Below are 22,558 nucleotides of genomic sequence, written 5' to 3'. Positions count from 1 at the left end.
GGACATGGTGGTGACCACCTGGCCGACCACTTCGCCGCCCTGGGAGGCGACGCCATGGGCACCGATGGCGAGCTGGTTGGCCTGGCGGGCGTGCTCGGCGTTCTGGCGCACGGTGGAGGTCAGCTCCTCCATCGAGGCGGCGGTTTCTTCCAGGTTGGCGGCCTGCTGTTCGGTGCGGCGCGACAGGTCGTTGTTGCCCGAGGCAATTTCGCCGGCGGCCAGGGTGATGCTGGAGGCGCTGGCCTGGATCTGGCCAACGATGCGGGTCAGCTGGGTGACGGTGGCATTGGCATCGTCACGCATCCGTGCGAACACGCCGTTGAACTGCCCGTCCATGCGCGCGGTGAGGTCCCCGGCAGCGATCGACTGCAGCAGCTGCGAGAGCTGGCCGAGATTGCTGTCGGCGACCTCCATCATGGTGTTCAGGTGATCGATCATCACCTTGAAATCATGCTGGAAGCGCTGTGCGTCGCCGCGCTGGCTGAAGTCGCCCGCGGCGGCTGCGGCCGCGAGCTGCTGGATCTGCGTATTGATCGCCAGCAGGCTGGACTTGGCCGCATCCATCGACTCATGCAGGATGGCGCGGCTGCCGGGCAGGCGGCGCGCGTCCGGTGCGAGATTGCCGACGGCATACTGGTTGAGTACGTCGATCGCATCGCGGATCGCGTCCAGGTGCTCGAAAATGACCGTATTGATGCCGCTGGCGAGCTGGCCGTAGACACCCGGGAAGTCTTCCGGGATGCGATGGCTGATATCCGGTCCGGCATGCATCTGCGCCATCAGCTGCGTCTGCTCGGAGAATCGGCGCAGCATTGCGGTCATTTCCGCGGTGGCGGACAGCATCTGGCCGGCCTCGTCGTTGCTGGTGGCGCGGGTGCTGACGCTCAGGTCACCGCGGGCGACTGCCTGGATGGCCTGCACGGCCTTGCCGAGCGGACCGGTCACGGCCCGCGAGATGACCGTGGCCAGCGCGGCGGCCAGCAACGACAGCAGTACGATGCAGCCGATGATGGCGATCATGCTGGCGCGATGGGTGGCGTTGGCATCGGCGATCCGCGCGTCCATCAGGCCGGCGATGTGGGCACCCAGTGCCTTCAGGGCGTCGAACAGTTCACGCCGTGCCGGGCGCGACTGCTCGTCGGAAATCTGCTGCGCCATGATGCCGTCGCCGGCGGCCACTGCGTCACGCATGGCCTTGTTGGCGGCGAAGTAGCGATCCACCTGCGCCGAGGCGGCGCGATACAGTTCGCGTTCCTTGTCCTGGGCCGGCAAGGCGGCATAGGCCGCCAGTTCATCGCGTACGGCTTTGGCGGTGGTGTCCATGCGCTTGTTGTAGTCGGCCACCTTGTCCGGCTGGTCCAGCATGGTCAGCTGGGCCAGCTCGTAGGTACGGAATTCACCAAGCTGCGAGCGGGCTTCGCCCAGATGCTGCACCGACGGAATATCGTTGCTGGCCATCGCCCCCAACTGGTCGTTGGCCTGGCTCAGGCGCAACAGTGCGAACGCACCCAGCAGCAGGGTCATCAGGGTGGTGAGGGTGAACCCCACGGCCAGCTTGCGGGCGATGGGCAGATCGTGGAACCACTTCATGCAGGTGCTCCAGGTGGGCAGAGTGGCGGGCGTGCGTGCCGGCCGGGGAGTGCAGCGTGAATCGGAGCCGATGCGAGTCCGGTCACGACTGTCACTGCGAGATAGCGGCGCACGGTCGGCGGACTTTATGGATGGGCGTCACATCCGGATGCGTAGGGACGGCGGCGCGGACGCGTTGCAGGGGCCGTGTTCCGGCCTGCACGCGGGGGGGTTCCTGCGGCGCCGTGGGCCGACGGAGTTCACGAAATGGAGCGGGAGGCGCACACTCGCCTTGCTACCGGGCTGCACACAAACGAAAGCCGCCGCCCGTGTGGGGCGGCGGCCCTGGATCACCTGCGCTCGGACTCAGGCGGCCTGCGGCACGCGCAGCGAGCGCACCAGCCCACCGATGTCGACGATCAGTGCAACGCGGCCATCGCCGAGGATGGTGGCGCCGGACACGCCGCCGATACGCCGGTAGTTGTTCTCGATGTTCTTGACCACGACCTGCTGCTGGCCGACCAGTTCGTCCACTTCCAGTGCGATCTTCTGCCCGTCGCCTTCCACCACCACCACCAGCGATTCGCTGCCGGGCATGCGGGCGCCGTACCCGTAGTACTCGCTGAGGGACAGGATCGGCAGGTACTCGCCACGCACGCGCAGCACGCGCCCTTCGCCGGCCATGCTGCGGATGTCCTCCGGCTGCGGCTGCAGGGCTTCCAGCACATAGGCCAGCGGCAGGATCAACGTCTCGCCCGCCACCGCCACGGTCATGCCGTCGAGGATGGCCAGGGTCAGCGGCAGCCGGATCAGGGTACGCGTTCCAGTGCCCAGGCTGCTTTCGATCTGTACTTCACCGCCCAGCGCCTGGATGTTGCGACGGACGACGTCCATGCCCACGCCGCGCCCGGAGAGATCGGTGACGGCGTCGGCGGTGGAGAAGCCCGGCTGGAAGATCAGGTCCCAGACCTGCGAGTCGGTGGGATTGTCGGGCACGCTAAGGCCGCGTTCGGCCGCCTTGGCGAGGATCCTGGCGCGATCCAGGCCGCGTCCGTCGTCGCTGACTTCGATGACGATGTGGCCTCCCTGGTGCGACGCCGCCAGGGTGATGGTGCCGGTCTCGTCCTTGCCTGCGCCCTTGCGCACGTCCGGCATTTCCAGCCCGTGGTCGATGGAGTTGCGGACCAGGTGGACGAGCGGATCGGCGATCTTCTCGATCAGGCCCTTGTCCAGTTCGGTGCCTTCACCGATGGTGCGCAGGCGGACCTGCTTGCCGAGGCGGGTGGAGAGGTCGCGGACCAGGCGCGGGAAGCGGCGGAACACGGCGTCGACCGGCAGCATGCGCACGCCGATGACGGCTTCCTGCAGGTCGCGGGTGTTGCGTTCGAGCTGATCCAGGCCGGCGAACAGGCTCTCGGCAAGCACCGGATCCAGCGCATGCGAGACCTGCTTGAGCATGGCCTGGGTGATGACCAGTTCACCGACCAGATTGATCAGTGCGTCCACCTTGTCGACACTGACGCGGATCGAGGTTTCCGCGTCCTGGCTGGTGCCAGGGGTGCCACTGGCGGCAGGGGCGGCGGCAACGGGGGGTACTGCAGCAACGGGCGTGGAAGGGGCGTTGGCTGTTGTATCGGGGGCGCGGGTGGCCAGGCTCGGCGGCGCGGCCGGACGGATGTCCAGTTCGCAGTCGTCCAGCACCCACGCAAAGGTGTCTTCGATCTTGCTGCGCGGCACCTTGCCGACCAGGCCGAGGTCCCACGCAAGATGGGCTTCGAGAGGGTCAAGCTGGGCGAAGCCGGGCAGGCGTTCGAGCCGCGCAGCGACCTGCAGCGAGCCGAGATGTTCCAGTTCGCGGATGATGCGCAGCGGATCATTGCCACTCATGAACAGTGAGGGCGCGGGGGTGAAGCCGATCTGCCAGGCTTCGGGCGTATCGTCCACCGGTGCTGCGGCGGCAGCCGCGGCCGGGGCGCTGGCTGCCGGCTGGCCGGACAGCACTGCCTCCAGCCGCGCCTTCACCGCGGCGACGGCCGCCGGATCGGCCGCCTGGCCGTGCTCGGCCTCGCGCAGCAGGGCGCGCAGCACATCCACGGACGACAGCATCGCATCGACCGCGTGGCCTTCCAGCGCGCGCTTGCCGGCGCGCAGCTCGTCCAGCAGCGTTTCCAGTACGTGGGTGAGCGCGGCGATGGCATCGAAGCCGAACGTACCGGCACCGCCCTTGATGGAGTGGGCGGCGCGGAACACCGAGTTGATGATCTCCGCGTCCTGCTGCCCCGACTCCAGGGCCAGCAGGCCGGCCTCCATCGCGTCGAGGCCTTCGCGGCTCTCTTCGAAGAAGGTGGCGTGGAAGCGTTGCAGGTCCATGCTCATGCAGTGGTGATCCGGAAGCGAAGAAGGGGAACGGTGCGGGGCGATCAGCCCAGCACTTTCTGCACGGTGGCGACCAGCTGTTCCGGGTTGAACGGCTTGACCAGCCAGCCGGTGGCGCCGGCGGCCTTGCCTTCGGACTTCTTGTCGGCGGCGGACTCGGTGGTCAGCATCAGCAGCGGCGTGAACTTGTAGTCCGGCAGCTGGCGCAGCTCGCGGATCAGCGCAATGCCGTCCATGTTCGGCATGTTGACGTCGGTGACCACCGCGTTGAAGCGCTGTCCCTTCGCGCGGCCGAGCGCGACCGCGCCGTCTTCAGCTTCTTCGACGGCAAAACCGGCCGAGGTGAGGGCGAAGGACACCATCTGGCGCATCGACGCCGAATCGTCCACCACCAAGATACGTGCGCTCATGCAGCGTTCTCCACAGATTTCAGGTTGTCATGGGGTACGTCCAGGCCCAGAGCCTGGGTGACGCCCAGCAGGCGCGCGGCGTCACGGAAGGTTGCAGTGCAACCGTGGAAGCCGGTGTCCAGGCCCGCCTCGCGGCGTGCCTGCACGAATGCACACAGCACCTGCACGGCGGCGGTGTGGACGCGGCCGACCTGGCTTGCATCCAGGGTCAGCTCGCCAACCTGCGCTACCAGCGGGGCGAGGCGGTTCTTGAGCTCGGTGCTGGTCTCGATGCCGAGATCCTCACCCAGTTCGACAGTGCTCATCGTTGCTCCGGACAAACGGTTCCGTCATCCATATCGGCACCCGCCAGGGGTTCTTTAGGGGGCGGTGAGGCCCTGCGTGCCCGTTCCGACGGGCCCGGGCAACGCGTGGCCCCCGCCTCAGTTGAGCAGGCGGGTGGCGTCGAGCAGGATCATCGGCCGTTGGCTGACGCGGGCCACACCACGGAAGAGGTCGTTGGAGATCTGGCAGATGCGGGCGGTATCCGGTGGCTCGATCTGCGAATCAGTGAGATTGGCGACGTCTTCCACGGCCGAGACGCGCAGGCCGATGGTCTCGCCGTCTTCCTCCAGCACCACGATGCGGGTCTGTGCGTCGTCCTCGGCCGCCGCTGCGCCCAGGTGCAGCCCAAGGTCCATCACGGGCACCACCTGGCCGCGCAGGTTCATGATCCCCAGCATCGCCGGCGCAGTGCCGCGCAGCGGCAGCAGGGGTACCGGCAGTACCACCTCCTGCACTTTCAGCAGTTCCAGTGCATAGGCCTGGCTGCCACAGCGCATCCGCAGCCAGCGCGAGGTGCGCTCGTTCGCGCGGCGGTGCTGCGGATGCGGGCTGTTGGCGGGTCGATGGGCCTGCGCCTGCAGTTCCTGCCAGCTGGCAGGGCGGCTGGCGGCGGGTGCTTCGAGGGCGACACGCGGCGGTGCAGCCGCTACCGGCGGCGCAGCGGCGGGTGCCGGGGGCACGATCCGCGCGGGCGCCACCGGATCCACCCCTTCGCCGCTGGCGGCGGCCTCGAAGGCAGCCTGCAGCGCGGGGCTGTCGGTGTGGGCCAGCAACGGGCTTTCCGCGCCGTCGGTCTCGTAGATCACCTCATCGGGCAGATCGTCCCAGGTCGGCTGGCGTTCGGCAGCGGCCGGTGCAGCGGACTGGCTGGCGGCCTCGAAGGCGGCCGCCAGAGCGGCGTCATCCACGGGCACCACGTCGCTGCTGCCGGTTTCGTAGATGACCTCTGCCGGCAGGTCGTCCCAGGTCGGCTCGCGTTCGGCGATCGCCGCCGGAAGCGCCGTGTTGCCTGCATCGGGGCTGGCCGCCACCGGGGCGATCGCTTCGCCCAGCAGCTCGTCCAGATAGTCGTCCAGCACGCCGGTGGTGTTCATGCGGCTTGCTCCAGCGCGCGCGCATCCTCGCCAAGGATCCAGTTCAGCGCGCGACGGTAGGCCGCGAGCCCGCGGCCGGGATAGTCCTCGCCGACGCTCGGCAGGGTCAGGCCGGCCGCGTTGCTGACCCGCGTGTCGATCGGAATCGCATCCTCCCAGACGCGTGAGCCGTGGCGGTCCTGCATGCTGCGCAGTGATTCGTTGCCGGTGCGGGTGCGGCGGTCGAACAGGGTGGGCAGGATCGAGATCGGCAGCGGGCGCCGGCGCGAGCGCTCGACCATTTCACCGGTGCGCACCATGCCGTCCAGCCCGTGCAGTGCCAGCGGCTCGGCCTGCGTCGGAATGATCAGGCGGTCCGCTGCCGCGAGCGCATTGATCATCAGCAGGCCGAGTGTGGGCGCGCAGTCGAGCAGGATGTAGTCGTGCTGGCCCTGGTGCCGTGCCAGCGCGTTCTGCAGCGCCAGGCCAAGGCCCGGCTGGTTGGCGCTGCGGCGCTCCAGCGTGGCCAGTGCCGGCTGTGCACAGACGTAGTCCAGGCCGCTGACGCTGCTGGTGTGGCAAAGGCTGGACAGCTCGGCTGGAGGTGCGCCGAACAGCTCAAGTACGCCGGTCGGTGGCGGGTCCACCGGCACGCCGAAGGCGCGGCTGAGCGAGGCGTGGGGATCAAGATCGATCAGCAGCACGCGATGGCCCTGCGTGGCCAGGTTGCGGCCGAGGGCCAGGGTGGTCGTCGTCTTGCCGACTCCGCCCTTCTGGTTGGCGACTGCCCAGATGCGCATGGGTTTACTCCTTCATTGCCGGGGGAGCGGCGGCGCCGACACGGCTGCCAGCCGGCACCGGTGGCAACTGCACCGGTGCGATGGGGGACGGGGAGGGCACTGTGGCGGGTGTTGCCGCAGGCCCGGCGGACGGGTCGGCCGCGCCGTTGGCGGCGTTCAGGCGCTGGCCCAGCGGGTCGACCGAGTGCGAGGTGTCGGCCAGGATGATGACCATCACCCTCCGGTTGCGGTTGCGACCCTGCGCACTGTCGTTGTCCTCGCGCGGGCGGAACTGGCCGTAGCCGACCATGGCCAGACGCGAAGGCTGCAGGCCCTGGTCGGCGAACAGGTGGACCACGCTGGCGGCCCGCGCGGCCGACAGTTCCCAGTTGGAGGGGAAGGTGGCGGTGGCGATCGGCACGTTGTCGGTGTGGCCTTCCACCCGCACGCTGTTGGGTACGTCGCGCAGCACACCGGCCAGGCTGGACAGCGTCCCGCGCGCGTGCACGTCCAGCGCCGCCGAGCCGGTCGGGAACAGGATGTCGCTGTTGATCTCCACTTCGATCCACAGCTCGGTGCGGCGCACGCTGATCATGCCGCGCTCGATCAGCGGCGACAGCGCGGCGGTCAACCGGTCGGCGATGCTGCTGAGCTGGCGCTCGGCACGGGCGATCTGCTGCTGGTCGTGCACCGAGACCGGCATGCGCATCTGCGAGGCCATGGCCGGCAGCAGGGTAGGGTCGTGCGAGGGTGCCGGTGCGGACGGGCCGATCTTGGTGCCGGACTTGATCACCGAAGGACTGTCCCAGCCGCCCCCCTGCACCTGCTTGTTGCCGACCTGCACCGGATTGATGGTGCGCGGCGCGCCACCAAAGGCATCGGTGAGCGCATCGGCCATGATCCGGTACTTGCCTTCGTTGATCGAGGAGATCGCATACATCACCACGAAGAAGGCCAGCAGCAGCGTCATCAGATCGGCATAGGGGATCGCCCATGCTTCATGGTTGGCGTGCTCTTCGTGGTGTCTGCGGCGGGCCATGTCAGTGCAGGAAGCCGGACAGGTTGGTTTCGATGTTCCGCGGGTTCTCACCCTGCGCGATCGAGATCAGGCCTTCGATGACCATCTCGCGGTCGCGGCTGTTGTGGGCGATCACTCCCTTCAGCTTGGCGGCGATCGGCAGGAACAGCAGGTTGGCCGACGCGATGCCGTAGATGGTGGCGGTGAAGGCGGCGGCGATGCCATGCCCCAGCTTGCTGGGGTCGGCCAGGTTCTTCATGACGGCGATCAGGCCCAGCACCGCACCGATGATGCCCAGCGTCGGCGCATAGATGCCCATGCCCTCGAAGACCTTGGCAGCGGCCTGGTCACGGTGTTCCTGGCTGCCCAGCTCGATCTCCAGCATGTGCCGGATCGATTCGGGCTCGACGCCGTCGACCAGCAGCTGCAGGCCTTTGCGCAGGAACGGATCCTGCTGCGCTTCCACCTGCGCTTCCAGGCCCAGCAGGCCCTGGCGGCGGGCGATGTTGCTCCACTCGACGATCTGCTGGATCAGCTCGCGACGATCGCTGTGCGGCGGGCGCACGACCCAGCGCACGATCCGGAAGGCATGCCTGAATACGGCGGGTGCGGTGTGCAGCAGGATCGCGGCGATGGTGCCGACGATGACGATCACGAACGCCGCAGGCGACCACAGGGACGCCAGTCCGGCGCCCTTGAGGATGCTGCCGCCGACCAGCGAGGCCAGGGCGAGAAAGAGTCCGATGAGGCTGAGTCTATCCATGGGTCCGGTATCGGCGTGTGTGAATGGGACTTGAGACACCGGTCGATCGCGTACAGACGGTAGTCACAGTTTCTGGTTCGCCAGGCATGGCCCGGCGAGCGTCATCGCAGGCCATCCACGTCGAGGATGAGGGCCATCCGGCCATCACCGATCAGCGTCGCACCGGCGTAGCCGCGCAGGCCGCGCAGGGCCTTCGGCAATGGCTTGATGACCACTTCCTCGCGCCCACGGACCTGGTCCACGACCAGGCCGAAGCGCGCCTCGCCGGCCTGCAGCACCACGATGGTGAGCAGCGCCGAGGCGGCCGGCGTCACATCCAGCCACTGGCGCAGATCGACCAGCGGCAGGGTGTGCGAGCGACGATCCAGCACCGCCCGGCCATCGAACCAGCCCAGCGAGGTGCGCGGTGCATGCAGCACTTCCATCACGCGCGCCAGCGGCAGCGCATAGACGTCCTCGCCGGCCTGCACCAGCAGGGTTGGCAGGATCGCCAGGGTCAGCGGCACGCGGATCAGGAAGCGGCTGCCCCGACCCAGTTCCGACTGGATCTGGATCTGCCCACTGAGCTCGCGGATGCGCGACTGCACCACATCCATGCCGACGCCGCGGCCGGAGATGTCGGTCACCTGCTGCTTGGTGGAGAAGCCGGGCAGGAACACCAGGTGCAGGCATTCCTCGCTGCTCAGCCGGGCCGCCGCCTCCGGGTCGATCAAGCCCTTTTCGCGTGCTTTCGCGCGCAGTTTTTCCGGATCGATGCCGGCGCCATCGTCCTGCACCTCGATGCTGACGTAGTCGCCTTCCTGCTGGGCCGACAGACGCACGTGGCCCATGCGTGGTTTGCCCTGTGCTTCGCGCAGATCGGGCATCTCCACACCATGGTCGATGGCGTTGCGGACCAGGTGCACCAGCGGGTCGGCCAGGGCCTCGACCAGGTTGCGGTCAAGCTCGGTTTCGGCGCCGACCAGCTCCAGGTCCACTTCCTTCTTCAGCGAGCGGGCAACATCGCGGGCGACCTTGGGGAAGCGCGAGAACACCTTGCCGACCGGTTGCATGCGCGTGCGCATCACTGCCGACTGCAGGCGCGCGGTGGCGATGTCAAGGGTCGACACGGCGCGGTCCAGTTCCTCGTCGCGCAGGCGCGCACGCAGGGTCTTGAGCCGGTTGCGCGACAGCACCAGCTCGCCGATCAGGTTGACGATCGCATCCAGCCGCTTGGTATCCACGCGCACGGTGTGCTCGGCCTCGGCCACCGGCTTGTTGGCCGCGGGCTTGACCGCGGCGGCCGCGGGGCGCGGTGCGGGCAGTGCAGGCGCCGGCGGGGCAGTCACGGGTTTCGCGCCCGGGGCGGCGCCGCCGTGCAGCTGGTCAAGCAGGGCTTCGAACTCATCCTCGCTGATCAGGCCATCGTCGGCCTTGGCCGGCGTCGCCACCGCGGTGGGGGCGTTGCTGCCGTGCAGCTGATCGAGCAGGGCCTCGAACTCGTCGTCGGTGATCAGGTCACCGGCAGCGGGCGCGGCTGCTGTGGGGGCGACAGCAGCCGGCGCAGCAGTGCCGTGCACGTCGAACTGGGCGATCAGGTCCGGCGGGGCATAGCCGGGTTCGTTGCCGGAAGACACGGCATCCAGCATCGATTGCAGGTAGTCCAGTGATTGCTGTGCGGCATCGAAGTGATGCGGCTGCAGCACCGCTTGGCCAGCGCGGGCGGCGCCCAGTGCCTCTTCGGCGGCATGGCACAGCTCGACCATGGCGGTGATGCCGAGGAAGCCGGCGCCGCCCTTGAGCGTGTGATAGCCACGGAACACGGCGTTGAGCTGGTCGGCGTCCTGCGGCGCCTGTTCCAGCGACACCAGCTGTTCGCCGAGGCGATCCAGGATTTCCTGTGCCTCGATGATGAAATCGGCGGTGATGTCGTCGGATACCGCGCTCATGCTTACAGTCCCAGGTCCGACAACAGGTCGTCGGCGTCGTTCTGAGAGACCGCGTGGCGGTCCAGTCCCTTCAGTGCCGGTCCGGCCAGCGCCGGATCGGTGCGATGCTGCTCCGGTGGCAGGCCCAGCGCGCCAAAGCCTTCGTGCACGCGGCGGACGATGCCGACCACGCGACGGATGATCTGTCCGGTCAGGTCCTGATAGCTCTGGGTCAGGGCAATCTCGGTCAGGTTGTGGCGGATGCGTTCCAGCTGCGCATCCTGCCCCGGCTGGAGGCCTTCGGCGCGCAGCTGTTCGGTGAGGCTGCGGCACTCTTCGGCCAGGTCCAGGGTGCGGTGCGTGGCCTGTTCGGTCATCGCCACCACATGGTCCAGGCGCGCGCAGGCGTCGTCCAGCTCGCCCGCCTCGCTGGGGACGGTCGGCAGTTCGCCCAGGGCCTGGCCCAGTTCGCGGGCCAGCCGTGACAGGCCGCTCATCATCGGCTGCGTGCGTGCGGCCACCAGGGCGTCGATGCGCTGGCGCCAGGCGCTCTCGTCGCCGGATTCGAGCGCGTCGAGGGCTTCCTGCAGGCGCAGGGCGAGAGCGTTCTTGTCGACCGTGGCGTCCATCAGGCGCTGGCCGCCAGGCGTTCGAAGATCTTGCCCAGTTTCTCTTCCAGCGTCTGCGCGGTGAACGGCTTGATGATGTAGCCGTTCACGCCGCTCTGCGCCGCTTCGATGATCTGCTCGCGCTTGGCCTCGGCGGTGACCATCAGCACCGGCAGGGTCTTGAGCTTGGCATCGGCGCGGATCGCCTTGAGCAGTTCGATGCCGGTCATCACCGGCATGTTCCAGTCGGTGACCACGAAGTCGAACGGTTGGCTCTGCAGCATCGACAGCGCAGCATGCCCGTCCTCGGCTTCGGCGGTGTTGGTGAAGCCCAGATCGCCCAGCAGATTCTTGACGATGCGACGCATGGTCGAGAAGTCGTCGACGATCAGGATGCGCATGTTCTTGTTCAAATCGGAGTTCCTTTGTTGTTCAGTCGCCCGCGGTGGCCGTGGCCGCCGCAGGCATGTTCATTCTTCAAGCCCGGCATCCGCGGCCTCGAAGATCTTCAGCCGGCCGCGCAGGCGCAGCACGGCCTGGCCGTGGATCTGGCAGACGCGCGATTCGCTCACGCCGAGCACCGCGCCGATCTCCTTCAGGTTCAGCTCCTGCTCGTAGTACAGCGAGAGCACCAGCTGTTCGCGTTCGGGCAGATGGCCGATGGCCTTGCCCAGTTCGCGGCCGAACTCGCCACGTTCCAGGACCTGCTGCGGTGTCGGTCCGCCCTGGGCGACGGTGTCCAGTTCGCCCTGGTCTTCGATGCGCGATTCCAGGCTCAGCACCTGGCCGCGCGAGGCGTCCTCCATCAGCCGCAGGTATTCGGGCAGTGGCATGTCCATGGCCGCCGCCACCTCGGTGGCACTGGCTGCACGGCCCGTGGTCTGCTCCAGGCGGCGGATGGTGGCGGCCGCATCGCGGGCGCGCCGATGCACCGAGCGCGGTACCCAGTCGCCGCGGCGGATCTCGTCGATCATCGAGCCGCGGATGCGGATCGAGGCATAGGTCTCGAACGAGGCACCCTGGTCGGCGTCGTAGCTGCGCGAGGCTTCGATCAGGCCCATCATGCCGGCCTGGATCAGGTCGTCCACTTCGACGCTGGCCGGCAGGCGTGCGGCCAGGTGATGGGCGATGCGCCGCACCAGGTCCGAGTGCTGGGCGATGACCTCGGTCGCCGCCGAGCGCTGGACTTCCCTGTACTGGGCCGCGCCTTTCATGCTGCCACCCCGCGTTGCTTGAGGATGCGCTCGAGGAAGAATTCAACGCCACCGCGTGGCTCGGTGGGGGCCTGCCAGCGGGCGGTGCGACGGGCGATCTCGGTGATCGCCAGCGCCGCCGGGCTGGATGGATAGGCCTTCACCACCGGCTGCTGGCGCTGCACCGACAGGCGCAGCCAGTCATCCTGCGGCACGCAGCCCAGGTAGTTCAGCGAGACATCGGCAAGGAACTTCTCGCAGACCCGGGTCAGCTTTTCATACAGCACGCGGCCCTCGTTGGGGTCGCGCACCATGTTGGCCACCACCTGGATGCGGTCCACGCCGCGCTCGCGCGACAGCACCTTGATCAGTGCGTAGGCGTCTGTGATCGAGGCCGGTTCGTCGCAGACCACGACAACCGTGTCCTGTGCGGCCTGGCAGAAGGTCAGCACGCCGTCGGTGATGCCGGCGGCGGTGTCCACCACCATGATGTCCAGCTCGCGTTCCAGTTCGGAGAACACGTTCACCAGGCCGATGTGCTCGGCCGGGGCCAGCTCGGCCATGTGCCGCCGACCGGACGCGGCCGGCACCACCAGCACGCCGTTCGGACCTTCGACGATCACGTCTTCCAGCGAGCAGCGGCCGGCGACCAGATCCGCCAGGGTGTGGGTGGGATTCAGCCCCAGGATCACGTCGATGTTGGCCAGACCCAGGTCGGCGTCGAGCAGCAGCGTGCGCTTGCCCATGCCGGCCAGCGCCACGGCCAGGTTGGCCGAGACGTTGGTCTTGCCGACGCCGCCCTTGCCGCCGGTCACGGCGATGGTGCGCACAGGGCCGAGCGGCTCGCTGCGGGTGGCCGACAGCGGGAAGGTCTTGGTCAGCTTGGCGTACTCACGCGACGGCATGGTTCAACTCCGGGTTGCAGGGCATATCGGCCGCTCGGCGCAAATCTTCAAGGCGAAGTACAAGATTGGCCGCGCTGGCCCGGTGCAGGTCGTCCGGAACGTCCTGGCCATCGGTCACCCAGGTGATCGGCAGCGCGTGGTCTACCGCCACTGACAGGGCGTTGCCGAAGCGGCCGGTCTCATCCAGCTTGCTCAGCACCAGGCCCTGCAGGTTGGCCGCGCCGAAGCGGCGCACCACCTCGTCCATGTCGCCAAAGCTGGTATTGGCCGGCAGCACCAGCAGAGTGCGGACCTGGCGGGCGGCACGCAGCCACTGCAGCTGCGCGGCCAGGGCGCGGTCACGCGGGCCCAGGCCGGCGGTATCGATCAGCACCAGCTTGTAGTCCTTCAGCCGCTCCAGCAGCTGGTCCAGGTCGGTACCGCTGTTGGCTTCATGCACCGCGATGCCGAGCTGGCGGCCATAGCCGTACAGCTGCTCGCGGGCACCGATGCGCAGTGTGTCGGTGGTGACCAGGGCCACATCGCGCGGCGCGTGCTTCTCGGCGAAGCGCGAGGCGAGCTTGGCGATGGTGGTGGTCTTGCCGGCCCCGGTTGGACCGACCAGAGCGATCACGCCGCCTTCTTCCAGCGGATCGACCGGCGCGATCGGCAGCCTGCGCGAGATCAGGCCCAGCATCAGCCCGCGGCCCCGGTGGGCTTCGGTTTCCAGCGGTATCTGCATGACCACATCGCGGGCCAGCCCGGCATCGAATCCGTACTCGTCCATCAGGTCCAGGGCGGTCGCCCGCACCGGGCAGCCGCGCAGGCGCTCGTCGGTGAAGCGGTTCATCTCGCGCTCGATGACCTGGCGCATGCCGGCCACTTCGTGGCGCAGCTGGCGGATCTCGGCATCGTCCTGTGCAACCACCGTCAGTACCGGCGCCGGGGCAAGGAGCGGCGCCGGGGCCGGCGCGGTCTCCGCTTCAGCGGCAGCGGCAGGGGCTGGCGTGGTCTCGGCAACGTCCTGCGCGTACGGCGGCTCGGGGTGCACGGACTCGGCCTGCGCCGTGGCCGCAGCGGTGATCGGCAGCGGCGGCGGCAGCACTGCCGGCGCGGGGGATTCGTGATGCTCGTCCTGCGGCGGGTCGATCAGGAAACGGGCGCGGTTGGCGGGCGCCGGTGCGGGAGCCACGACGGCGCTCGCGAACGGCGCGAAGATCTGCTCCGGCAGTGCCGGATCGTTGACGGTGGCACGCGCCAGGGTGGCAGCGAAGCCGGAACTGCCGCGGGTGGGCACGATCTCGTCCGCACTGTCCAGGGTGCGGCCGGTGGCACCGACGGCCGCGCGGGCGAGGGCGGCCACGGCCGATGTGGTGGCGGTCACCGGCTGCTGGGCCGGTGTCGTGGAGCGGCGGCGGGTGACCGCGGCGATCACTGCATCCGCGGCGGTGCGCGGTTTCGGCGGCGGCGGAGCCACGTCGCGCCGCGAGGCTTCCAGCGCGCGTTGCACCGCGCTCTCGTCATAGTTGGCTGCGGCGACGATCTCGACGCCTTCCTCGATCCGGCGGTTGGACAGGATCACAGCATCGGGACCATGTTCCTTGCGCACCAAGTTCATGGCCGAGCGCATGTCGGCGGCGACGAATCGTTTGATTTTCATGCTGTGGTCACGGGACGGGGACGGCGGGGTGGTGGTGGGAGAACGCGGGTGGTCGGTGGTCTGCACGGAACGGGTTCCCCTTGGCATCTGTCTGTTGCGGTGGTTCGAAGGTGGTGTCTGTTTTCTGACGCATCGGTGGGCGGCGTCAGCTGATCGTTCCGACCAGCTTCAGGCGCTTGTCCTCCGGCACTTCGCTGTACGCCAGTACCGACAGCGACGGAACGCTGTGACGGACCAGGCGTGCCAACGCGGCACGTACCGGGCCGGGAACCAGCACGACCGCGGGCTCGTTGCGGGCTTCCTGCTTGCTGACACATTCGGCCAGACTCTGATGCAGTCGCTCGGCAAGCCCGGGTTCCAGCGCGGCGCCGTTGCCCTGCGTGGACTCCTGCAAGACGCGTTCCAATTGCGGGTTGAGGGTGAACACCGGCAGCTCCGCCGACATTCCGGCGATCTCCTGCACGATGAAGCGGCCGAGCGCGGTGCGCACTGCGGCGGTGAGCGTGGCCGGGTCCTGGCTGGACGGCGCGTGCTCCACCAGTGCTTCGGCGATCTTGCGCAGCTGGCGGATCGGAATGCGTTCCACCAGCAGGTTCTGCAGCACCCGCACCACGGCCGACAACGGCAGCGCCTTGGGCGTCAGATCTTCGACGAGCTTGGGCGCGCTCTTGGCGAGGTTGGCCAGCAGGTGCTGCACCTCTTCGTGGCCCAGCAGCTCCGGCGCATGCTCGCGGATGAGGTGGGAAAGATGGGTGGCGACCACGGTGGCCGGGTCGACCACGGTGTAGCCCATGGTTTCGGCCTGGGCGCGCTGGTGCGGCTGGATCCAGGTAGCGTCCAGGCCGAAGGCGGGATCCTTGCCGGCGATGCCGTCCAGCGGGCCGAGCGCACTGCCGGGGTCCAGCGCCAGTTCGCGGTCGGGATGGATCTCGGCGGTTGCCACCGGCACGCCATGCACCAGCACGCGGTAGCCGTTGGCCGGCAGTTCCAGGTTGTCGCGGATGTGCACGGATGGAATCAGGAATCCCACGTCCTGGGTCAGCTTGCGCCGCACACCCTTGATGCGTGCCATGAGTTCGCCGCCCTGATTGCTGTCCACCAGCGGAATCAGCCGGTAACCGACCTCCAGCCCCAGCGGGTCGACCGGGCGCAGTTCGTCCCAGCTCAGTTCCGCGGTGGGGGCCGGCGCCGCCGGTCGGCCCAGCGCACTGACCGCGCCGGGGTCGCTGCCGGCAGCGTCGCTCGGGGCCGGGGCCTGTCCCTTCCGGTACAGCTTCCAGGCGATGAAGCCGAGAATGGAGGCAAGCGTCAGGAAAGCGACGTTGGGCATGCCGGGCACCAGGCCGACCAGGCCAATGATGCCGGCCGTGATGGCCAGGGCACGGTACTGGCCGAACACCTGGCCGGTCATCGCCTGTGCCATGTCCTGCGAGCGCGAGGCACGGGTGACCAGCATCGCCACTGCGCTGGAAACCAGCAGGGCCGGCAGCTGCGCCACCAGACCGTCACCGATGGACAGCAGGGTGTAGGTCGCAGCGGCATCGCCGAACGGCATGCCATGCTGCAGCACGCCCACGGCGAGGCCACCGAGCATGTTGATGAACAGGATCAGGATGCCGGCAATCGCATCACCCCGGATGAACTTGCTGGCGCCGTCCATCGCGCCATAGAAGTCGGCTTCCTCGCGGACCTCCTCGCGGCGCAGCTTGGCTTCTTCGCGCGTCAGCAGGCCGGCGTTGAGATCGGCATCGATGGCCATCTGCTTGCCGGGCATGGCGTCGAGGATGAAGCGTGCGGTCACTTCCGAGACGCGGCCGGCGCCCTTGGTGATGACCACGAAGTTGATGATGGTCAGGATGGCGAACACCACGATGCCGACCGCGTAGTTGCCGCCGATCACGAATTCACCGAACGCGGCGATGACCTTGCCGGCCGCGTCGTGGCCGTTCTGGCCGTTGAGCAGGATGACGCGGGTGGAGGCCACGTTCAGTGCCAGCCGCAGCATGGTGGTGACCAGCAGCACGATCGGGAAGATGGTGAAATCCAGCGGGCGCTTCACGTACACCACCGCCAGCAGCACCATCAGCGAGATGGCGATGTTGAAGGTGAACAGCGCATCGAGCACGGGCGCCGCCAGCGGCACCACCACCATCGCCAGCAGCGCCAGCACGATCAGCGGTGCGCCGAGGCCTTGGCGGATCATCTCCAGCAGCCGGCGGGTGTTGAATCCGGACGAGGCCTGCGCGCTCATGCCCGGCCTCCCTTGCCGAATTCATCCACCTCGATGTGCGGGGCGCCCGGCATCGGGCCGGTGCGCCAGGCGCGCAGCTGGTAGACGTAGGACAGGACCTGGGCCACGGCCGAATACAGTCTCACGGGGATTTCCTTTCCGAGTTGGCCTTCCCGATACAAGGCGCGTGCCAAAGGCGGGGCGGAGACGATGGCGACCTTGTTGCCATCGGCGACTTCACGGATGCGCAGGGCGGTCTCGTCCACGCCCAGCGCCACCACGGTGGGCGCGTTCATGGCGCCGCCCTCGTACTTCAGGGCCACGGCGTAGTGGGTCGGGTTGACCACCACCACGTCCGCGGTGGGCACCGCTTCCATCATCCGGCGGTTGGCCATCTGCTGCTGGAGCTGGCGGATGCGGCCCTTCACCTCCGGGCTGCCTTCGCTTTCCTTCATTTCCCGCCGCAGTTCCTCGCGGGTCATCTTCAGCTTGCGCATCCAGTTCCAGCGCTGGTACGGCGCGTCGATCGCCGCCAGCACCAGCATTGCCCCGGCGGTGGCCAGCAGCAGTCGCAGGGTGAAGCCCAGGCCATCGGTGATGGCGGTTTCCAGTGGGTGGTGGATCAAGCCGCGCAGGGTGTCGAAGCCGCTCCACACCACCAGTCCGGCGGCAACGCCCACGAACGCCACGCGCAGCAGTGACTTGGTGAATTCAGCGATGGCTTCCGGCCCGTACAGACGTTTGAGGCCGGTCAGCGGGTTCAGCCGATTGATGTCGGGCATCATCGCTTTGGCCGACCAGCGCAATCCGCCCATCACCAGCGGGGCGACGAAGCTGGCCAGCAGGCAGACCAGCACCAGCGGGGTGATCACCAGCATGAACTGCAGCAGCAGGTCGCCAAAGTGGCCGAACAGTTCCTTCGGGTTCTGCCGCAGCCCCTGCTCGGGACTCAACGCCTGTTTCATCCATTGCGTGGCACCACGGCCGATCGAGCCGCCCATGGCCATCACCGCCAGCACGCCGCCACCGAACACCGCGGCGGTCCCCAGTTCGCGGGAACGCGGCAGGTTGCCCTGTTCCCGGGCCTCGCGCAGGCGTTTTTCGGTGGGTTGTTCGGTCTTTTCGCCGGCGGATTCGTTCTCGGACATCACGGGCACTGCGGCAGGGGATGCCGGGCTGCCTGCAAGAACTGTTCCGCGGCGCGTGGTTCACCGCCGGGGCAACGCCCGACGCTAGCCGGGCAGGGCCGGCCGCAGCGGGATGCTCAGCGTGCTGTCGCTGTGCCAGTCCACCTGCAGGGGCTCACCGGCATCGGCGGCTGACTCGTCGCTGACATCGCGTCCGGTGCCGTGGTTCACCTGGTGCATGGCGTCCTTGAGCACGTCCACCTTCACCAGCAGCCGGCTGCCCGCGCCAACACGGCGGGCGACCATGCGGGTGCGATCGAAGGGCAGGTCTGTCCATCGCCCCGGCACCAGCAGCTGCCGCGTGGTCGGGTCGCGTACGTGGCTGGCCCGGCCGACGTAGTAGGACAGCTGCATCCTGCGCCCATCGGGCAGCAGCTCGTACAGGGTGACCGTGAAGTCCATGTCGCGCTTGTTGATGCGGACCTTCAGATCGCCCGAGAAGCGTCCGATCAGGTCCATCGGTGCTGGGAAGGGCTCGGAGAGGAAGGTCAGTGCCGTGTCCGGCTCGTCCCCGGCGGCCACGATCGGGAACGGATAGTAGCCATGCCGGACCTCCGTGCGATCGGCGAGGTCCACCGTCTGCCGCAGTGTTCCCGGCGTTGGCCGCTGTTCCTGCAACGGGTGATGGTCGCCCTCAGCGGCTGCCGACAGGTAGTACGTGCGATGGCCGCCCGCAGCGGCCTCAAGGGTGGCTGCATGCCCCCAGGTGTTGTTGCCCATCAGCTGGAAGTTGACCTGGTCGGCCAGAAGCGCCGGGCGCGGGGCACCGCGAAGTACGTGGTCCAGCCACTGGAAGGTCAGCGCAGGCGTATCGAACTGCGCGACCGGGTCCACCGTGTAGCCGCGCAGCTGCATCGGCTTGCTGGCGGCCTGGGCACCGCCGTGGTCATACGGCCCGATCAGCAGGACATGATCGGCGTCCGGCCGGTAGCGCATGTGATCGGTGAAGTACTGCAACGCGGAAATCTGGCCGTCGTCGTAGTAGCCGGTAATGGTCAGCACCGGAATGCGGATGTCCCTGAAGTCTTCGGCGTACGGCACCATGGCCTGCCAGTAACCCTCATAGGCCGGGTGGGCGAGCCAGCGCTGCAGCCAGGGATTGGGGGTGCCATCGATCTGGTCGATCTGCCGGTACGGCCGGCCGGAGGCATACCAGCGGCCGGGCAGCTGTGACCACCGGTCCTGCTGCCCATAGGTGTCGGTATCCAGCATCGGGCCATTGGCCACGTAGAAGGCCCAGCCGTAGTTGGCGCTGAGGAATACGTTGTTCTCCATCGGCAGGCCCTGGCCCGGAATGGCAGCCACGTAGGGCACGATGGTCTTCAGTGCCGGATGGTGATGGCGCGCTGCCGCCCATGCGGTGAATCCTTCATAGCTGCCGCCATACATGGCGACCCGACCGTCGCTCCAGGGCTGGCGGCTGACCCAGTCGATCGCGGCATTGGCGTCCACCCCGTCGTGTTCGTAGGGGGCGATGGTGCCGGTACCCTGACCTTTTCCGCGTGCGTCGATCACGATGCCGGCGTAGCCGTGGGCTGCGGCCAGCAGCATCTTCAGACGGTTCTTGGGCGGGTCGGTGTAGATGGTGAACAGCATGGCCGTCGGCAGCGGCGCGGACGCGCTGCGGGGCCGTGCCAGCTGCGCGGACAGCACCACCCCTTCGGCCACGGGGATACGCAATCCGCTGTCGATCACGAAGCGGCGTTGCTGTTCTGCGTCAAGCAGTGCAGGGGCGAGTGCCGCAGCCAGGGTCTGCGCGCGCAACACAGCCTGCAGGCGCACCAGCTCCAGCGCGGCTGACTGCGGCACGGTGGCGGCATCGGCCTGTGCCGCAAGCGCCTGCGTCAGCTGCGCCTGTACCGCAGCGGGAGGCAAGGCAAGCGCTGCATCGGCCTGCACGGCGGCAACATCATCCAGGCCAGCAAAGGCCGAATGGAAGGCGCGCGAATACGCTTCCGCATCCCGCGCGCCAGTGCTTGCCAGCAGCATCGGCATCCAGCGCTGGGCCGCCGCGCCATTGCCGGCAGCGGCCAGCGTCGCGCGCAGCTTCTCGATCATGGCGCGTGCCTCGGCGTAGCGACCCGTGGCCAGCAGCGCATGGCAGCGCTGTGCATCGGTCAGCGTTGCCGACTGCAACAGCTTCGTACCCAGCGCCTGCAGTGCCGTATCCACCTGTGCTGGCGGCGCATCGCGGGGCAGCGACCACCGCAGATCGCTGGCGGCCACGCCGGTGCAGGTGAGCGCCAGCAGCAGGCCAGCAAGAAGAGCGCGTAAGGTCACGGGGTGTTCCTTGCAATGGCGGGCGCGTGGCCATCATACGGTGGGTGGCCGCCCGCCGCGGAGAGTCCGACCTTACCCTGGCGGGGCCGGTGGGGGCGGGGTCTGCGCCAGCTCCACCCGTGGCCGCGGCAGGTCGTGCAGTTGCATGAAACGGCCCGCATCGACCGGGCGGCCGAGCAGGTAGCCCTGCAGGTAATCGCACCCCAGCCGCTCAAGGTAGGCACGCTGGGCAGCCGTTTCCACGCCCTCGGCAACAATGTCCATGTCCAGTGCATGGCCCAGCGCCACGATCGCCGATACGATCACCACGTCCTCCGCGCTGTGTTCGAGATCGCGCACGAAGGCGTGGTCGATCTTGATCTCGGTGGCCGGCAGGCGCTTGAGGTACAGCAGACTGGAATAGCCGGTGCCGAAATCGTCGATGGAGATGCCGACCCCCAGCACCGACAACGCCTGCAGCAGCCGCAAACTGGTGTCGGTGTCGCGCATCACGGTGCTTTCGGTGATCTCCAGCACCAGGTTGCGCGGCGTGATGCGATGCCGCTCGATCACGTCGCGCACATCGCGCAGCAGGTGCGGCGAGCTGAACTGGACCGGCGACAGGTTGACCGATATCGACCAGCCCTCGTGGCCGGCGTCGTGCCAGTGCCGCAGTTGCAGGCACGCCTGGTCCAGCGCCCAGCGGCCGATCTCGTTGATCGCGCCGCTGCGCTCGGCCAGGCGGATGAAGCGATCCGGTGGAATCAGGCCCTGTTCCGGATGACGCCAGCGGATCAGCGCCTCGGCGCCGGCGACCTTCTGGGTGGCCACGCGGATCTTCGGCTGGTAGTGCAGGAACAGCTGTTCGCTGCCGATCGCCCTGCGCAGGTCGGCCAGCAGGCGGAACTGCTGTTCGGCGCTGTCGTTCATCCAATCCGCAAACAGGACAAAGGAGTTTCGGCCGGATTCCTTGGCCTGGTACATCGCAGCGTCGGCGAAGGCCATCAGCTGGCGTTCGCTGGCGGCGTGGTCGGGGCAGATGGCGATGCCGATGCTGGCAGTCACCTGCAGTTCGTTGTCGGGCAGCAGCGGGCCGCCTCCCACCGCCTGCAGGATGCGCCGGGCCAGGGTCGGCAGGTCCTCGTCATGGTCGATGCGCACCACCAGCACGAACTCGTCGCCGCCGAGCCGCGCCAGCAGGTCGTTCGGCCGCAGCAGCTGGCGGGTGCGCTCGGCGACGGCCACCAGCAGGGCATCGCCGGCCTGGTGGCCATAGGCATCGTTGACCTGCTTGAAGCCATCCAGGTCCATGAACATCACCGCGAAGCGGCTGCCGCCCTGTTCGGCTTCGGCCAGTGACTGCACGATGCGCCGTTGCAGCAGCAGCCTGTTCGGAAGGCGGGTCAAGGGGTCGTGCAGCGCGGCCTGGGTCAATTCCTCCTGCGCATCCGTCAGCGAGGTGCTCAGCATCGCGTTGCGAAGGCGCAGCAGCTGCGCTTCCACCCGCTGGTCCAGCCAGGACACCACCAGCACCACCGCCAGGATCGCGACGGTCAGCACCACCACCAGCATCGCCAGCCAGGTGCTCTGCAGGCCATCGCCCACCGCAGCGCCGCAGATGCTGCCCTGTGGAAAGCGTGCGGCGGCCATGCCGGTGTAGTGCATGCCCACGATGGCCAGACCGAGCAGGCCGGCGGCGGCCAGCCGGTCACCGACCCGGGTGCGCTGCGCGCGCAGGCGGAAGGCCACGTAGAGGGCGGTCCAGGATGCAGCGACCGCAACCAGCAGCGACAGCAGCAGCCAGCCCGTGTGGTAGTCGATGCCGGGTTGCATGCGCATCGCGGCCATGCCGACGTAATGCATGCCGGCGATGCCGGTGCCCATCAGCAAGGCGCCCCCTGCCAGGCGGGGATGTGGCAGGGTGGGCAGCGAGACCAGCCAGAGCGCGAACACCGACGAGGCGATGGCCAGGGCGAGCGACAGCAGGGTGATCGGCAGGTCGTAGCCCAGCGGAATGGGCAGGTCGAAGGCCAGCATGCCGATGAAGTGCATCGACCAGATGCCCAGGCCCATCGCGAAGCCGCCACCGAGCCGCCACCACCAGGTCGCGCCCCTGCCGGGTGCCGTGACCGTGCGTCCGGCCATCGCCAATGCCGTGTAGGAAGCCATCACGGCCACCAACAGCGAGACTGCCACCAGCCATGCGTTGTACGTGCCTACCAGCATTCGTCAGTCTCCCGGACCTGCCTGTCGACGGAAACTACGGTGGGGCATGCATGTGGCAGGCAGCCAGAAGCGGCCGCCAGGTGCGGCATCCC

Annotated in this window: 18 protein-coding genes; all 18 read right to left on the bottom strand. The window is 68.2% G+C overall.

The genetic code is table 11. From position 1 onward, the window contains the following. A partial coding sequence (locus AC5P5M_RS18285) for a HAMP domain-containing methyl-accepting chemotaxis protein (RefSeq protein ID WP_495206234.1) occupies positions 1 to 1,590 on the bottom strand: 1,590 nt, incomplete at its 3' end. Positions 1,591 to 1,935: 345 nt separating this feature from the next. Next, positions 1,936 to 3,945 carry a chemotaxis protein CheA gene (locus AC5P5M_RS18280; RefSeq protein WP_053520424.1) on the bottom strand — a complete coding sequence of 670 codons (2,010 nt, stop codon included), beginning with the start codon at positions 3,943 to 3,945 and terminating at the stop codon, positions 1,936 to 1,938. A gap of 44 nt (positions 3,946 to 3,989) precedes the next feature. Further along, positions 3,990 to 4,355 carry a response regulator gene (locus tag AC5P5M_RS18275; protein ID WP_005409521.1) on the bottom strand — a complete coding sequence of 122 codons (366 nt, stop codon included), beginning with the start codon at positions 4,353 to 4,355 and terminating at the stop codon, positions 3,990 to 3,992. Further along, positions 4,352 to 4,660: an STAS domain-containing protein gene (locus AC5P5M_RS18270; RefSeq protein WP_053520056.1), complete on the bottom strand. Its 309-nt coding sequence runs from the start codon at positions 4,658 to 4,660 to the stop codon at positions 4,352 to 4,354. Before AC5P5M_RS18270 ends, AC5P5M_RS18275 begins: the two co-directional genes overlap by 4 nt. 117 nt (positions 4,661 to 4,777) lie before the next feature. Then, the gene (locus tag AC5P5M_RS18265) at positions 4,778 to 5,773 is read right to left on the bottom strand and encodes a chemotaxis protein CheW (RefSeq protein ID WP_495206233.1); all 996 of its coding nucleotides are present in this window, start codon (positions 5,771 to 5,773) and stop codon (positions 4,778 to 4,780) included. After that, entirely contained in the window at positions 5,770 to 6,552 is a 783-nt protein-coding gene (locus AC5P5M_RS18260; RefSeq protein ID WP_459061981.1) for a ParA family protein, read from the bottom strand. The genes AC5P5M_RS18265 and AC5P5M_RS18260 overlap by 4 nt, the downstream gene beginning before the upstream one ends. A 4-nt stretch (positions 6,553 to 6,556) precedes the next feature. Next, entirely contained in the window at positions 6,557 to 7,570 is a 1,014-nt protein-coding gene (gene motD, locus AC5P5M_RS18255) for a flagellar motor protein MotD (RefSeq protein ID WP_053520059.1), read from the bottom strand. Between the two features lies 1 nt (position 7,571). Further along, the gene (locus tag AC5P5M_RS18250; RefSeq protein ID WP_053520060.1) at positions 7,572 to 8,312 is read right to left on the bottom strand and encodes a flagellar motor protein; all 741 of its coding nucleotides are present in this window, start codon (positions 8,310 to 8,312) and stop codon (positions 7,572 to 7,574) included. A 101-nt stretch (positions 8,313 to 8,413) separates the two neighbouring features. Beyond that, positions 8,414 to 10,240 (bottom strand): chemotaxis protein CheA, encoded by a 1,827-nt coding sequence (locus tag AC5P5M_RS18245; RefSeq protein ID WP_461287887.1) that lies wholly within the window; start codon positions 10,238 to 10,240, stop codon positions 8,414 to 8,416. Between the two features lie 2 nt (positions 10,241 to 10,242). Further along, positions 10,243 to 10,848, bottom strand: coding sequence for a protein phosphatase CheZ (locus tag AC5P5M_RS18240; RefSeq protein WP_053520062.1), 606 nt, complete (start codon positions 10,846 to 10,848; stop codon positions 10,243 to 10,245). Beyond that, positions 10,848 to 11,240 carry a chemotaxis response regulator CheY gene (cheY, locus tag AC5P5M_RS18235; RefSeq protein WP_053520063.1) on the bottom strand — a complete coding sequence of 131 codons (393 nt, stop codon included), beginning with the start codon at positions 11,238 to 11,240 and terminating at the stop codon, positions 10,848 to 10,850. Before cheY ends, AC5P5M_RS18240 begins: the two co-directional genes overlap by 1 nt. A gap of 57 nt (positions 11,241 to 11,297) precedes the next feature. Further along, positions 11,298 to 12,041, bottom strand: a complete 744-nt coding sequence (locus AC5P5M_RS18230; RefSeq protein ID WP_053520064.1) for an RNA polymerase sigma factor FliA — start codon at positions 12,039 to 12,041, stop codon at positions 11,298 to 11,300. Next, positions 12,038 to 12,925, bottom strand: coding sequence for a MinD/ParA family ATP-binding protein (locus AC5P5M_RS18225; RefSeq protein ID WP_053520065.1), 888 nt, complete (start codon positions 12,923 to 12,925; stop codon positions 12,038 to 12,040). Before AC5P5M_RS18225 ends, AC5P5M_RS18230 begins: the two co-directional genes overlap by 4 nt. Next, entirely contained in the window at positions 12,912 to 14,564 is a 1,653-nt protein-coding gene (flhF, locus tag AC5P5M_RS18220; RefSeq protein ID WP_495206232.1) for a flagellar biosynthesis GTPase FlhF, read from the bottom strand. The genes AC5P5M_RS18225 and flhF overlap by 14 nt, the downstream gene beginning before the upstream one ends. A gap of 145 nt (positions 14,565 to 14,709) precedes the next feature. Beyond that, positions 14,710 to 16,815 (bottom strand): flagellar biosynthesis protein FlhA, encoded by a 2,106-nt coding sequence (gene flhA, locus AC5P5M_RS18215; RefSeq protein WP_065176156.1) that lies wholly within the window; start codon positions 16,813 to 16,815, stop codon positions 14,710 to 14,712. After that, positions 16,812 to 17,942, bottom strand: a complete 1,131-nt coding sequence (flhB, locus tag AC5P5M_RS18210; RefSeq protein ID WP_053520068.1) for a flagellar biosynthesis protein FlhB — start codon at positions 17,940 to 17,942, stop codon at positions 16,812 to 16,814. The genes flhA and flhB overlap by 4 nt, the downstream gene beginning before the upstream one ends. An 84-nt stretch (positions 17,943 to 18,026) precedes the next feature. Further along, entirely contained in the window at positions 18,027 to 20,261 is a 2,235-nt protein-coding gene (locus tag AC5P5M_RS18205) for a CocE/NonD family hydrolase (protein WP_495206231.1), read from the bottom strand. Between the two features lie 72 nt (positions 20,262 to 20,333). After that, positions 20,334 to 22,466, bottom strand: a complete 2,133-nt coding sequence (locus tag AC5P5M_RS18200; RefSeq protein ID WP_111186092.1) for a putative bifunctional diguanylate cyclase/phosphodiesterase — start codon at positions 22,464 to 22,466, stop codon at positions 20,334 to 20,336. Positions 22,467 to 22,558: the final 92 nt, after the last annotated feature.

Source organism: Stenotrophomonas sp. YJH_SMC_106-19 (genome assembly GCF_059368375.1).
Note: the sequence above shows the minus strand (reverse complement) of the source record. Positions and strands in the feature narration are given on the sequence as shown.

Bases quoted from the DNA above. Each gene is read 5' to 3' on its own strand.
- AC5P5M_RS18280 (WP_053520424.1), bottom strand. From the start codon at position 3,945: ATGAGCATGGACCTGCAACGCTTCCACGCCACCTTCTTCGAAGAGAGC.
- AC5P5M_RS18275 (WP_005409521.1), bottom strand. From the start codon at position 4,355: ATGAGCGCACGTATCTTGGTGGTGGACGATTCGGCGTCGATGCGCCAG.
- AC5P5M_RS18270 (WP_053520056.1), bottom strand. From the start codon at position 4,660: ATGAGCACTGTCGAACTGGGTGAGGATCTCGGCATCGAGACCAGCACC.
- AC5P5M_RS18265 (WP_495206233.1), bottom strand. From the start codon at position 5,773: ATGAACACCACCGGCGTGCTGGACGACTATCTGGACGAGCTGCTGGGC.
- AC5P5M_RS18260 (WP_459061981.1), bottom strand. From the start codon at position 6,552: ATGCGCATCTGGGCAGTCGCCAACCAGAAGGGCGGAGTCGGCAAGACG.
- motD (WP_053520059.1), bottom strand. From the start codon at position 7,570: ATGGCCCGCCGCAGACACCACGAAGAGCACGCCAACCATGAAGCATGG.
- AC5P5M_RS18250 (WP_053520060.1), bottom strand. From the start codon at position 8,312: ATGGATAGACTCAGCCTCATCGGACTCTTTCTCGCCCTGGCCTCGCTG.
- AC5P5M_RS18245 (WP_461287887.1), bottom strand. From the start codon at position 10,240: ATGAGCGCGGTATCCGACGACATCACCGCCGATTTCATCATCGAGGCA.
- AC5P5M_RS18240 (WP_053520062.1), bottom strand. From the start codon at position 10,848: ATGGACGCCACGGTCGACAAGAACGCTCTCGCCCTGCGCCTGCAGGAA.
- AC5P5M_RS18230 (WP_053520064.1), bottom strand. From the start codon at position 12,041: ATGAAAGGCGCGGCCCAGTACAGGGAAGTCCAGCGCTCGGCGGCGACC.
- AC5P5M_RS18225 (WP_053520065.1), bottom strand. From the start codon at position 12,925: ATGCCGTCGCGTGAGTACGCCAAGCTGACCAAGACCTTCCCGCTGTCG.
- flhF (WP_495206232.1), bottom strand. From the start codon at position 14,564: ATGAAAATCAAACGATTCGTCGCCGCCGACATGCGCTCGGCCATGAAC.
- flhA (WP_065176156.1), bottom strand. From the start codon at position 16,815: ATGAGCGCGCAGGCCTCGTCCGGATTCAACACCCGCCGGCTGCTGGAG.
- flhB (WP_053520068.1), bottom strand. From the start codon at position 17,942: ATGTCCGAGAACGAATCCGCCGGCGAAAAGACCGAACAACCCACCGAA.
- AC5P5M_RS18200 (WP_111186092.1), bottom strand. From the start codon at position 22,466: ATGCTGGTAGGCACGTACAACGCATGGCTGGTGGCAGTCTCGCTGTTG.